The sequence below is a fragment of the Enterococcus pingfangensis genome, from assembly GCF_005405205.1.
Taxonomy (GTDB): Bacteria; Bacillota; Bacilli; order Lactobacillales; family Enterococcaceae; genus Enterococcus_A; species Enterococcus_A pingfangensis.
In genome coordinates, this window is sequence record NZ_BJDP01000004.1 from 58,689 (window position 1) to 71,374 (window position 12,686).

Below are 12,686 nucleotides of genomic sequence, written 5' to 3' on the forward strand. Positions count from 1 at the left end.
CTCTTTTTAGGTTTAGAAAAAATGAGGTTGAGAACTGCTTTATTCACAAGAGTTTTTAACCTCAACTAGCTGAATCATATTTTATAGCGAGTTATCTAAGTATTCGCAAATCAGTGTCGCTGATTCTTCGATTGATTTGTCGGTAACGTCAAGTGTAAAAGCACCTAGTTCATCATAAATTCCTAAAGCATAGTCGGCTTCTTCTTTGATTCGATTAATATCTGAGTAGCGGGAATTTTCAGCCAGACCTAAAGAATTCAAACGACTCATCCGAATTTTTTTCTGAACTTCAGGCTCGATCATTAGCCCAACAAGTTTTTCTTTTGGCACAGCTTTGATCTGTTCAGGTAAAGGCACTTCTGGAATCAAGGGCAGATTCGCTACTTTGATTCGTTTGTTTGCTAAATACATACTCAAAGGTGTTTTAGAAGTCCGCGAGATCCCCAGCAAAACAAGATCTGCTTCTAAAAATCCTTTGGCATCTTTGCCGTCATCGTATTTCACGGCAAATTCAATCGCCGCTACGCGATCAAAATATTCTTGATTTAATTTATGCACCACACCGGCTTGTTGCAATGGCGCAACGCCGGTTTTTTGATGGACGATCTCCATAAAAGGACTCATCAAATTAATATACTGCAATCCTGTCCGTTCACCAAAGTCTTCAATGATTTTAGTAAGATTGTCGCTGACTAAAGTAGTCACTACGATCGCGCTGTCTTTTAAAGCATCGCTTAGAATACTCGTTAATTCATCTTCATCTTTAGTGAAAGGAAAACGGTAAGACAAATCAAAATCCACCGTAGGAAATTGTGCCGCTACGGCATTAACTAATTTAAGCGACGTTTCGCCGACTGAATCAGAGATCATATATAGAGGTACACTTTTTTTCATTATTTTTTACTCCTATCGATTGGTTTCCGTTTGTTTTGCTTGCTGCATAATGTAATTGAAAATTCGAGATTTCGTAATTTTTCCGATAACTTTTTTTGGATCTTCTTCGCTGACCACCGGCAGTGAATCAACTTGATAATCCAGTAAAACAGCGCCCGCCTCTAAAATCGTGTAATCTTTTGTACAAGTTTGTAGATGCGGCGCGCGCGTCATCACGACCGCTACGGGTGTGCTTTGTAAGTTGCTATTCAATGAAGCTCGCAACAAATCTTTGCGAGACAATAAGCCCACAAGATGTTGATCTTTATCTGTTACATAAATAGAACCCACATCATACATAAACATATTAGTGATCGCATCATGGATCGAAGTATCTTGCGGTGTCAATAACGGAGATAACATGATTTCTTCAACCTTGACGGAAAATATTTTATCAAATAAAAACTGCTCGATGCCTACACCGGTATAAGTGTAACCAACTTTAGGGCTGGCTTCTAAAATACCCGCCATAGTCAAGAAGGAGAGATCAGTTCGTAGAGTAGCATGTGAGATTCCTAAGTGATCAGCGATTTTTTCGCCGCTCAACGGTTGATCGCGTTTGACGACCTCGATGATTTTCTCTTGCCTTTGTGATAGATTCATAGGTCCTCCTAGTAATGCATTCCTTTTTTAAAAAAAGAAAATTAATTTTTTCATTAGTAATTCAAACGGATTGCCTAAAAAAGACAAACGCGTGAATACACATTCTATTATACACGTAAAAACTATATAAACAACATGAATGATTAAATAAACACATATTTGATTATTCAAAAAAATAAAGGAAAAATCCTTTCTAAAAAGTAGATTTAGCAGTATAATACTTTTTGTTGATAAAAGACAACCTGTTAGTCAAGGGGTCAAGACGCCGCGTTCTCAGCGCGGAGGCACGGGTTCAAATCCCGTACAGGTTATAAAGATAGTTAGAGTTGATAGGACGGCCTTTTTGGATCGTCAGTCAACTCTATTTTTTTTACCGTTTTTTCTCTGTGTGGCAGGAATTTTTCAGAAGATGGTCAATAAGAAAAAAGTGCCAGCAGTTTTTGAATCAACGGATAATAGTTAGAAGAAATCTTTTCGATGGCAGGAACAGTAAGCCGGAAAGATTTTTTGTGCGTTTTCAGGTGGGATATAAAAAATACTGACAGAAAACCACTAATGATTTTTGTCAGTATAAATAGGAGCACCATCAAATTTGATCAATTTTTATCCCTCAAGGAAAAGATAACCAGAGAAACGGCTTTTTAAATCAAAAAGCAAGTTCTTCTGCTTGGAGATGGTAGGAGATATTCTTTTTTTGATGCTGTTTTCGTAAAGTCCGATACAACGCGATATGATCCGTATTTTTACTGAAAAAATTAAAAACAAAATACGGTAACGTATTGTTTTTTGGGAGCAGCAATGCTGAAGAACAGATCAGAAAATCATAGTCTGCCATGGCATGGATCGAAAATGGGACTAATTTGATGAATGAAAGATCCTTTAGCCGTTGCGTGATGTCTTGGCGAAACAGTTGGTTAGATTCTACGACTAGAGAAACAATCAAAGGTTGTTGCTGACCGGCAGATTCAAAATATGCCAGAGTCAGCCAGGTGAATAATTCGATCAAACAAGTTTGACAGCCTTGCAACCATTCAAATCCCCGACGTTTACTGAATCGCATAAAAAAGCGGGTGATCTTTTGCTGAAGATAATCGTAATGAATAGAAGGACTTTGACGAAAATAAACTAAAAGATTAAACAATGTCGGAAGTCGTTGCGGGAAAATATAGTAACAGACCAATATGTTATGCAAATTCCCGTGGATATCGGGATTTTTTTTCAAGAGACCAGTGTCCCCGCGGATGATCGTTTTTTCCCAAAATGCTTCAAAACTAAGCAAAATAGTTGATAATGAATTTTTTTCAGTGAGATATTGCTGAATCATTGGCAAGCGCGGATCATCGATCCCGGTATAAGTAGGCGCGTAATAATGCATAAATTGTAAAAACCGATATTCTGCATACAGCTGATCTTTTGATACAGGGAAAAAATGCTCCAGTGCATCTAGCGGCATTGCACTTTTCTTGGAGAAAACGGCATCGTAACGTTCATCATCTTCAACGTAGAAGCCAGCTTTCGTGCGCAGATAAGTAATTTCAACAAATAGATAGATTTCTTTTGTCCCAACATAATCGCGTCCTAAAGGGATCTCGTGACTCAATGCAGCTAGTGTAGTCGCTAATTCACCTGATTGGAAATGTTGGAACAACGATTCGCTTCCTTTTGAGACGGCCCAAATAAGATTGAATAAAGTGATTCGGATCAAGCGTTCATCGCCTTTTAGCGATAATTGGCTGCGATTGAAAGTCAATCCAAATTGCTGGACATATTCTGCTAATGGCTGGAGATGCCGCATACATGAGGCGATACTGACATAGTGAGATTGACAAAATGTCTTTAAATCTTTTTTTGGATGTTCCAATAAATAAAGCAAACATTGATGAGGCACACCTTGATAGACCAAAAAAGCAAAATATTAGTCATAAGATACTTCTGAAAGAGGGCAGCTGACTTGTTTTTGTGGAGTGAACAATACTGCCGCTTGATTGATCGTTGAACAATCGGCCGCTATTTCATTCAATAAAACTTGTGTCGTGCTATAGACGTACCCAAGTTCATCGCTAATCGACTTCACCGTATACTCTCCCGCAGGCAACCGTTCCAAATGATAAAAGAGAGCCAATTTTTTTTGTTCTTTTTTTGTTAAGAAAATTGTTGCTAGCAAGCTCTCCGCCTTCTTTCTAATTGATATCTTAACTTTATTATAAAGGAAATATGAAATATTATCAAAAACCATCTGTCAAATACAATATAAGTCATCCAAACAATTATTTTTAAATGATAATCAGAGTAAATAAAACCTATAACAAGAAAAAAACTTAAAAATTCTTATTATTGATCGGATTATAATAATCAATTTTAATGTACTATTTTATTTTTTTTGATAAATACAAAACGTTATTATGAAAATATAGTTATTTTACTCGCTCTGTATATGATAAAACAGGATATTTTTAAGCTAAAAAGCGTTATAAAACTAATTAAATAACCTAAATACATATTAATTGGTTATAAAACAATTATATTGATAAACTTAATGTGTAATAAATAAAATATTTTTAAGAAAACGAGGGTGGGATTAAAACAAATGAGTCTATGAAGCCCAACAAAAAACAAGGTAGCAGTTCAGGGATTTTGTAAGAAAGGATGTGGATAAACGAATGAGAATGAGGAAAAAAAGACAGGCACTGTGGTCGATAGTTGCGATTTTGATGATCATTTTTCCTTATATTTTGTCGATAGCTTCAGTCTTGCCGCAAAAAGTCGAAGCAATCACGACAGGGGAAGTTATTTTCGATCAAGAGGATATGGGACGAGTAGAAGTTTCATATCAAGAAAAAGAAACCATGATCGATGGCAGATTGATTATCAGAAATACGAAGATGCAAGTATCGAATACGATAGCCAACGCTTGCTGAAACTAAAATTAGATACAGTATCAGATATCAACAGCGGGCTGAAGGATCCTGCTAGTATGCAGCTGCAAGCAGATGGTTGGTTAGTTGAGTCAACGTATTCAACAACGTCAAAAGGCAAAATTCTTTTAGAAGTACCGAAAGAAGAAAATACTTTGGCAGTTGAGATCCAGTTTGATGAACGTCGCGCAGTGATAAACGAGAGCGATCCAGCGGAGTTGGAAGCATTGGTTGAAGAAGACAGTCAAGATATTCCGGAGCTTCAATTAACTGATATTTTGCCGGCAGAAATGCAAGGGCCGTATCAAGTAACTGCCCAAGTAGACACGGCAGAAGAAACACAAGCAACGGAAGCAGAAAACGAAAATGATCAAGAAGAAACAGTAGATGCGGCAGCAAGCTTACCTAGCCGTGCAACACGAAACATTACGCGGTCATCAGAATTTCCAGATATCAGATCAACTAAGCGTGCACAGTTAGCGACTAAAGATGCAGATGGAAATCCTTTGTCGCCACTAGATGCGTGGAATCAACGATTGTATGAAATTACATTTGATTTGACGGCGACTGCGCCCTTGCTTCATGGCGAGGCAGATATTGTGTTTATCATGGATGGGAGTTCTTCTGCTTCAGGTGGGGACCGTTACGCGGATGTGCAAGCCGCTATCACATTTTTAGAGCAGGAACTTGAAGGGACAGGAGCCACAGTCAATATTGCGATTTTACCAGCTAGTGGAGCATTTAATCCTAATAATAATAAGCAAGGTATCAAACTTGATTTTGCGTCATTAGAGGACTGGACTAAAGAAAACGCTGACGGGGAGACTTTGTTTGAGGATCAGATCAATAAAATTCATAAAGACAATTACGGTGGAAACAAAAAAGCTATCGTAACAAATGAATATATCAATGAAGTGCTCTTACCGGGGCGAAATAATCACGCCTTTGTTGTTTATACAGTAGGGACAACGATCAATGATCCTGATTCTGTTGGAGCATATGTGAATACTGCAGAACATCTTTCCCCAGAAAATACTTTTGTTGCACAGTCTGAAAATATGGATAATGCCTGGTTATCTAATGGAGTCACCATAGCAGAAAACTATTTTCATAACAATAATGTGGGCGAAGGAGACATCGTCAAAGCCATGGTGGATGCCTTGGTTAGAAAGCTGAGGATCAATAATCTTCAATTGACGGATGAACTCAGCCAATATTTTGAGATCGTTGCAATTCCTGAAAACGAAGAAGACGGTCCAAAATTTTCCATAGCTAATGATGGAAAAACATTTAATGTCACAGATATTGAATTAAATAGTAATGATCCGGCAGAAGGCGAAGAGGCCTATTATTCTTGGAGCACAACGATCTTAGTCAAAGCAGAAGAGGCCTTTGTCGGAGCAGATGTGGTGCCAACGAATATCGGAGAAAGTTCAGGGATAAAAATACCTGAACTGGAAACAATGCAGCCGTTTGAAACAGTTGATGGTGATGGATGGGAGTATGAGCTTACTACTCCTTATGTAGATGTGAAACTACATGCTCCGATACCAATCGAAACAAATGAGACGATCTTATTGAACCAATCAGCTAAGGATATCGATGAGATCACCAAAGGCTGGCATGAAAAAATATGGAAATCAGAGCATGATCACAAAGATATTGAACATAAACATGAGCTGAAAGATGATTTTCATAAAGATCATAAACCTCATCCGCAAAAAGACGAGACGTACGAATCTGAGCATACTATAAAAGCGGGTGTAGCTAGTGAAGAAATGGTAGCAGCTGAGTACGTTGCAAATTATGGAACAAAAGAATTAGAAGGTTTAGAAGACCCAGAAGCAGATGCTTATCCGCGAAGCAATCAGCATGTTCGCTCAGTTGTTCATAACGTACAAGTTTTAACAACAAAATTAACAATCGACAAAAAATTAGATGGCAAGGAACTTCTAGAAGATTTCAAAGCAACTTTTAACTTAGAAATCGTGGAAACAGCCGAGCCGATAGAACCAGAATATTCAGAAGAGCGTACATTACCAGATGAGGACTTGGAATTTGAAGAACTTGGTGTAGGAACGTACGAATTATCAGAGCAGTTAGCAAGTGAATTAAATGGAATAAAAATCGCAGGACCATGGGAAATTGTTGTATCAGAAAAGGCCAAGCAAAATGCGGATGATCCGCCGACTTTTGAACTATCGATAGGCGATCAAGAGATAGTTGTTACAGAAGACGGTTTCCTCCTTGAACTGAATAACGAGTCAAAAGAACTAGCAGTCGATGTCCTGAAACTTGACGAACATTCGCAAGCACCAATCAGCGGAGTGACGTTTGAGATTCATGATTCAGTCGAGACGCTGATTGCTAGCGGCACAACAAATGACCATGGGGAATTGATTTTTGAAACAGAACCTGAATTTAAGGTGAACGAGACATACACATTAACAGAAACTTCTGTCCCAGGTGATTACGTAATGCTGTCAGAAAAAATCAAATTTAAGATCGACAGCACGGGCACGTTGACGGCTTTTAAAGGAGATGACGACGCCTATCCACTCATTTCCGAAAAAGACTCAGGAGATATAAATGCCTTGCTATTTGAGATCACGGTTCTGAATCGACCTAAAGGACAGCTACCGACGACAGGCGGCGAGGGTCGAAGGATGTTTATGATTATTGCAGCGATTTTGATTGTCTGTGCCATGGGAACTAGCGTCTATTATGTCTATCGCAACCGAAAGGGGGCAAAGTAAATGAAAAAAATCAAAGGATATTTCTTCCTACTTTTACTTTTGCTGCCGTTTTTCATCAGTGGACCGGGCATGACACTGCAAGCGGAGGCGCAAACAGAAGATGTTGAATTGATCGTGCACAAGCGAATGGTCAGAGATATCAATTATCAAGACATAGAAAAATTTTCAAATAATGGACTAGTCGCTCCTGAAGATGCCGACGTGATCACTAAATCAGTTCCGTTAAATGGAGCCCATTTTAAGATTTATGACATGACGGAGTATTATGCGAGTCAGAGATTATCACCAGAAGCTTTTATGACTAGTATAGCAACGATGTCGCGGTCACAAATCGGCCAGTTGATTGAAGCGGAAAACTTGTCAGAAGTTGCTAACCCAATCGAAACAGGAAAAGATGCTGAGTTAGGTGATGGTGTTGCTCGCGTGACTGTTCCGCGAATGAATGGTGAACGCTACGCTGTCTATTTATTATTTGAGACCCATATCGATCCAGAACTGGAATTAAATGTCGATATTGAAAAACTAGCAGTACCGTTAGCAGTGATCTTACCGATTGAAAATCCGGTAAATCCAGAAGAAGAGCTAAGCCAAATTCATATTTATCCTAAAAATGTCGGCTACTTGCGAGATCCTTACTTTTTCAAATATGGAAAAACTTCGAAAACCGAAGAAGGGATTGGCGTACCATTGGAGGGAACAGAATTTGTTCTTTACCAGTTAGTTAATGGTGAAAAATTGTATCTAGACATCAGTTCGCTCAATGATCTGCAAAATGTTTGGGTACCTTCTAATGATCCACTGAATAACGCGAACATCACGAAATTTATTTCAGATAAAGATGGATTGGTTTCAATGAATGGCCATTTCCTTGGTTCAGGTACCTATTATTTTGAAGAAGTCAAAGGAATAGAGGGCTATGAAATCACAGAAGAGGATCAAGCAATCGAAGTGATCGTACCGGATCTTTGGGAGGATGAGAATGGCAATCCAAACTATGTGACGGTCAATGGTCAAATTATGGATGAATTAATTGAAGGAGGGGTGCCGGATTCCGCATATGAAAAAATTGAGCCGCGAGTTTATAACTACCAAGCTTCAACCGATCCAGAAAAAGTAATACCGGAGCAGCCTTCAGGGCAAACGCCGGAAGCAACACCGCCTAAGAAGCCATTTCTGCCAGTGACAGGAGAAGCAAAAACACTTATATCACTGATCGGATTATTGATCTTAGGGATCGTGGCGTTCATCTGGTATCGGCGAAAAGCAGTCATCAAAGCAGAAACGAAAGGAGAGTAGAGCCGCTAAACGAGACGTGTAAATGAAATAGTTTCGATGAATTTAGGTATGAGTCAAAAAAATAGAAAATTAAAATCTAGGAGGAAAAGAGATGAAAATGACAAAATTATTTGGCCTGATAGCCACCAGTTTAATAGCCTTGCCGCTGTTTATAGGCGGAGCATTAGGTATGGGAGAGGTCGCGGAGGCGGCGGCAGAAGATCCAGTAAAGGTTACATTGCATAAACGTGTCTTTGAAGGTGAGGATTATCCCAATTCCCCTATTCAAAATACTGGTGCATTGATAGACAATTTTGGTGGGGAAGCATTACCTGGAGTTACTTTTACGGCTTATGATATTACAGGATACTATCATGCACAAATTAACAATAGCTCGCAAAGTGCTGTAACGAATGCCATTGTAGCGAATACATCTGCCGCACTTAATGACATAAGTAGTTCGAAAATTGAAGATATTGTTACTGATTCCGAAGGTCTTGCTGTTTTCAATGATTTGCCAGTAACGAGTACGTACCAAAATGTAACAAAAGACGCAGTCTATCTCTTTGTCGAAACTGGCACGCCTGGTTCGACGACTGTCACAAAAAAAGCAGCACCAATTGTTTTAGCGATGCCAATCTATGGTATTACTACAAATACTAGCGGAAACGTGACTTACACTGATGAACTAAATAAAGACATTCATCTTTATCCTAAAAATCTGACCGCGACCGATACAAAAGAAGTTGATTATGGCGATACTGCAGTTCCAGTTTATGATGATGAAGAAAAATTATTGTATTACACTGCCACTACTGCCGATACATTTGACTATACGTTAACGATCAATATTCCGGCAAACATCGATTCTTTAGGCTCGTTCACTATTACCGATATACCGACTGCTGGACTAGCACTAGTTGCAGAACCAACAGTCGGATCAGAACTGATTGAGGATACCGATTATACATTTAATGAAAGTGGTAATGGATTCGTAATTGGTTTGGCTCCTGGTAGTACGGCTGTTAAGGCTTTGGCCGGGCAAACGTTGACCATTACCTATCAGATGAAGTTTGTCGATACTATTGATGTCGATGACTTACAAAATAATACGGCCTATGTCTCGATTAATGGAACTAAACAGCCTGATTTGATCACTGATGAGGTCGGAACGGGAGGACACAAATTTACTAAGGTAGATAGTCATACTGGTGAAGGTTTAGTTGGAGCAGAGTTTGTCATAAAAAATGCTGAAAATAAATTTGCAAAATTTACGGAATTAAGTGATGGAACCTATAAGTTTGATGGGTGGGAAGATAATCAGCCTCAAGCGACAACTATCAAATCAAAAACAGGCGGTGCTCTTAATGTAATCGGACTTTCTAATGGCAGCTATAGTTTGATTGAAACCAAAGCACCATCTGATAAATACGTACAACTAACAGATGCAGTAGCTTTCACTGTGACTCACGGGGAATATGAAAACACTGCCTTAAATACAGAGGTCAGCAATACGCCTAAAGGATTATTGCCTTCTACAGGCGGGAACGGGATCTTGCTCTTCTTAGCAATCGGTCTTGGACTGATGGCCGGTGCCTTCATTTGGTACAAAAAAGTAAAACGGACTGTTGAAGTTTAATCAATTATTTTAACAAAAAAACAGATTGAATCAGTTCATTTTGAGACTGTTTCAGTCTGTTTTTTTAAACTACATAGAAAAACGATGGAGGAGGTGATACGGATGGTAAAAAAACAGCAGTCTAGCCGAAAACAGCAAACAAATCTTGTGATCAAGTGTTTGATCGTGGGAATGTTTCTAGCAGGTATCGGGGTATTTTCCTATCCTTTCTTTGTCGATTCTTTGAACAATTATCTTGATCAGAAAATGGTGGAGAAGCATCAGCAAGAAACTGCTGAACAAAATCAAAAAAATCGGGAACAAGCATTGGAAAAAATGGCCGCTGAAAATGCGAAGCAATCAGCGGAAAAGCAGCTTCCTCATGGATTGATCGAGGAGCTGTTTGATCCAGCTGATCTTCAAGGAAATCATTCAGCAGAATATTACGAAGAGCGGCTGTTAGGTGCGCTATATATTCCTAAAATTAGGACAAGTCTGCCGGTATTCAACGAGACGAATCCGGTCCTTTTAGAAAGAGGGGCGACGTTGCTGCAAGGAACGTCTTACCCGATTGGCGGAACAAGTACGCATTCCGTGATCACTGGACACACCGGCTTGCCAGAAAAAATGATTTTTACCGATTTGGAGAACTTGCAGTATGGCGATCAATTTTATATCGATATTTTAGGTGAACGTCTTGCGTATCAAGTAAATCAAATCCAAGTAGTATCCCCAGATAATCTGGACGTGTTGGCTGTGCAAGAAGGACGTGATCTCGTCACGCTATTAACCTGTACGCCTTATATGATCAATTCGCATCGTTTATTGGTGACCGGTGAACGGGTTCCTTACAAAGAAAAGATGGAAGCGGCGATCAATCGAACCAAACACTACCAATTTTGGCGGCTTGTAGGATTGATTGCGCTCATCATGGGAATTTTAGGGGGGTTCTTGTATTGGCTGTGGCGCAAAATAGTTTTAGTTCGTGCGGCAAAACAAACGTATACGATCCGATTTTTCGACGCAGAGCCGAATTTTCGACAGTTTCAATTAGTCCAAAAAGATGGGACGCCGGTTCTAAAAGATGGCAAACCGCTGATTGAACAAGCGAGCGAACAAGGCGAGATTTGCTTTTCAGAAATTCCTGGGGGGATCTATTTAGTCATTGATCCAGAAAAACACGAGCAATTATTCAAGGCGAAAGTTTGGCGTGTAAAAGATCAAACATTTCGTTTGATTGGAAAAAAAGGCAACAAGCTTTCTAAGAAAGACGGCAATTATCTACTTACCAGTAGGAGTGTGGTGAAATGAAAACAGGTGGGAAGAAAAAGTTGATCACGCGAATCTTGATGCTCCTGCTTTTTCTGGTGGGGAGTTTGACAGCGTTGTATCCTTTTTATTCAGATGCAGTCAACAGTCTGATCGATCAAAAAATGGTTGAGAATTATCAAAAGAAAGCCGATAAACAGCGGCTAGAACAGATGAAAAAAGCTAATGATTCTAATACTGAACAGGGAACGGTTCTGGCGGATCCGTTTGAGGAAACAGGCGAGACTATTTCTGATAGTCAGAAGTACCTTGATAAACACTTGATAGGTACGCTGGAGATTTCTTCTATCAAAGCCGTGATGCCAGTCTATGATACGACAAATGAATTTTTGCTGTCACGAGGAGCGACTGTTTTGCAAGGAACCTCGTATCCAACGGGAGGAAAAAATACGCATGCTGCGATCTCGGCGCACCGGGGATTGCCTCAGCGTCAATTGTTTACTGATCTGCCGAAAGTCAAAGAAAAAGATATCTTTGTTTTGACAATTGCCGGCGAAAAACTTGCTTATGAAGTCGATCAAATCAAAGTTGTAGAACCCAATGAGATTGAAGACTTACAAGTGATTCCGGAATCAGATCTTGTCACATTGATCACCTGTACGCCCTATATGATCAATTCACATCGTTTATTAGTTCGAGGATACCGAGTCCCTTACACGGAAAAAATCGCTTCAGACACAAAACAAGCTGTCGGTACACGGCGATTGTATCAATGGGCGATCTTAGCGGGGATCATCGGGTTATTAGTGGGAATCGCTGCATTAATATACCGTATGTTTAAAAATTATTGGCTGCGTAAAAAAACATTTGATTTAGTATTTTATTTGCAAGATCCGCAAGGGATACCATTGCAGCAACACCCTGTACTTTTAACTGATCGTCGCGGAAAACAAGTTTTACAGCGAAATGACGCCCCCTTTATTGTTCAGTCAGATATGGAAGGCAAAGTTATTTTTGAACAGCTGCCGGGAAACGTTTATACCGTTATGTTAGCAGAGCAAAAAAGAGCAAATGCGGCTCGCTTTCGAGCGGGATTCACAAAGCTCAAACAAACAGAGCCAAGCTTTTTCTTACCCAAAAGAACGACGCTCAGTAAAAAAATCGTTTCAGAACAGGTAATTATTCAAGTAAATCAAGAGAATCCAACTAGCTAGTATTTTCATTTGCTTAGATAATAAAATCGCTAGCGACCCGCGTTGTAGGGTGTTAGCAATCCTTTGATCTTAGTGAAAACGCTCAGTTTGTTAAACAAAAAAA

The 12,686-nt window shown here is 39.4% G+C and carries 10 protein-coding genes and 1 tRNA gene; 7 read left to right on the top strand and 4 right to left on the bottom strand.

The genetic code is table 11. The features are described 5' to 3' along the window. Positions 1 to 81: 81 nt before the first annotated feature. Entirely contained in the window at positions 82 to 894 is an 813-nt protein-coding gene (locus tag FFM63_RS02295) for a pyruvate, water dikinase regulatory protein (RefSeq protein WP_137608729.1), read from the bottom strand. 12 nt (positions 895 to 906) lie between these two features. Next, positions 907 to 1,536, bottom strand: a complete 630-nt coding sequence (locus FFM63_RS02300) for a helix-turn-helix transcriptional regulator (protein WP_137608730.1) — start codon at positions 1,534 to 1,536, stop codon at positions 907 to 909. 239 nt (positions 1,537 to 1,775) lie between these two features. Between FFM63_RS02300 and FFM63_RS02305 the strand changes: the two genes are divergently transcribed. Continuing rightward, a tRNA-Glu gene (locus FFM63_RS02305) sits at positions 1,776 to 1,847 on the top strand. Between the two features lie 335 nt (positions 1,848 to 2,182). Here FFM63_RS02305 and FFM63_RS02310 read toward each other — a convergent pair. Together FFM63_RS02310 and FFM63_RS02315 are read right to left on the bottom strand one after the other, a co-directional pair. Further along, the gene (locus FFM63_RS02310; RefSeq protein WP_281276885.1) at positions 2,183 to 3,424 is read right to left on the bottom strand and encodes a helix-turn-helix domain-containing protein; all 1,242 of its coding nucleotides are present in this window, start codon (positions 3,422 to 3,424) and stop codon (positions 2,183 to 2,185) included. A gap of 27 nt (positions 3,425 to 3,451) precedes the next feature. After that, positions 3,452 to 3,700, bottom strand: coding sequence for a hypothetical protein (locus FFM63_RS02315; protein ID WP_137608732.1), 249 nt, complete (start codon positions 3,698 to 3,700; stop codon positions 3,452 to 3,454). Between the two features lie 496 nt (positions 3,701 to 4,196). Between FFM63_RS02315 and FFM63_RS02320 the strand changes: the two genes are divergently transcribed. The 6 genes from FFM63_RS02320 (at position 4,197) to FFM63_RS02345 (ending at position 12,583) form a co-directional block, all read left to right on the top strand. Next, a complete protein-coding gene (locus tag FFM63_RS02320; protein WP_137608733.1) occupies positions 4,197 to 4,454 on the top strand; it encodes a hypothetical protein in 258 nt (85 codons plus the stop codon). Then, positions 4,448 to 7,207 (top strand): MSCRAMM family protein, encoded by a 2,760-nt coding sequence (locus FFM63_RS02325; protein ID WP_137608734.1) that lies wholly within the window; start codon positions 4,448 to 4,450, stop codon positions 7,205 to 7,207. Before FFM63_RS02320 ends, FFM63_RS02325 begins: the two co-directional genes overlap by 7 nt. After that, a complete protein-coding gene (locus tag FFM63_RS02330) occupies positions 7,208 to 8,503 on the top strand; it encodes a pilin N-terminal domain-containing protein (protein WP_137608735.1) in 1,296 nt (431 codons plus the stop codon). Between the two features lie 91 nt (positions 8,504 to 8,594). Next, a complete protein-coding gene (locus FFM63_RS02335; protein ID WP_137608736.1) occupies positions 8,595 to 10,121 on the top strand; it encodes a SpaH/EbpB family LPXTG-anchored major pilin in 1,527 nt (508 codons plus the stop codon). 102 nt (positions 10,122 to 10,223) lie between these two features. Then, entirely contained in the window at positions 10,224 to 11,411 is a 1,188-nt protein-coding gene (locus FFM63_RS02340; RefSeq protein WP_171000181.1) for a class C sortase, read from the top strand. Beyond that, on the top strand, positions 11,408 to 12,583 hold the full coding sequence (locus FFM63_RS02345) for a class C sortase (protein ID WP_137608738.1): 1,176 nt from the start codon (positions 11,408 to 11,410) through the stop codon (positions 12,581 to 12,583). Before FFM63_RS02340 ends, FFM63_RS02345 begins: the two co-directional genes overlap by 4 nt. The last annotated feature ends 103 nt before the right edge of the window (positions 12,584 to 12,686 follow it).